Annotated in this window: 1 protein-coding gene; it reads right to left on the reverse strand. The window is 56.1% G+C overall.

Annotated features, from left to right (window positions below):
- Window positions 1–141: 141 nt before the first annotated feature.
- Window positions 142–408, reverse strand: a complete 267-nt coding sequence (locus JIN81_RS18785) for a hypothetical protein (protein ID WP_200283623.1) — start codon at window positions 406–408, stop codon at window positions 142–144.
- Window positions 409–742: the final 334 nt, after the last annotated feature.

Here is a 742-nt window from a genome sequence, read left to right on the forward strand (position 1 = left end):
GGGAGGTCCGCCACTACAGTTCGGTCGCGACCACCCACACCACCTTCGAGCGGGTGGTGCGGCGAATCGCCAAAGCACACAAGATCCCGCTGATCCCAACAAGGCCGGGCCCGTGCAACAACGGATAGCTGTGAGGCAAGCTCACCAGCTATCTTTGGGGTTGGCTTGATGTTCTTCGGCATCTGATAGTTCCTTGAACGAAAGCTCAAGGCCCCAAAATCCTCCGAGCTGGTGATCTAGTGGACTGATCTTAAGAATAGACTCATCTAGTCGTATTGCTAATGGGCCTGCCAGCACAGCACTGCCTCTTGGTTCAGCTTTGCACATAAATCTCCCTTGGCGCGCACCCACTTCTCCGGTGACATAGCCTCTTCCAGAGAAGGTGCCGTCGTCTGTGAATAGTTCCATTGGGTGCATTGTCTTATTTTTGCCGAGACCCTATGGCTGCCGGTTGATCTGGGCGCAGCATTTCGGGCCGATTTCAGGTTGGTAAGAGAAGTGGTGTGTCTGGTTCAACTCGTGGGCTACCCCGACAGGTCGGGGCCTATCCACATTCAATGCATTACGAACAATGAAAACGAACTCAGACACACCGCAGAAACTCTACCTCGGACTCGACGTCCATAAAGCACAAACCACCGTCGCCATCGCCGATCCCGGCGCCGGAGGGGAGGTCCGCCACTACAGTTCGGTCGCGACCACCCACACCACCTTCGAGCGGGTGGTGCGGCGAATCGCCAAA

The organism is Haloferula rosea (assembly GCF_016595525.1).
GTDB lineage: Bacteria > Verrucomicrobiota > Verrucomicrobiia > Verrucomicrobiales > Akkermansiaceae > Haloferula > Haloferula rosea.

Coding starts and splice junctions, on each gene's coding strand:
- JIN81_RS18785 (WP_200283623.1), bottom strand. CDS start 408: ATGGAACTATTCACAGACGACGGCACCTTCTCTGGAAGAGGCTATGTC.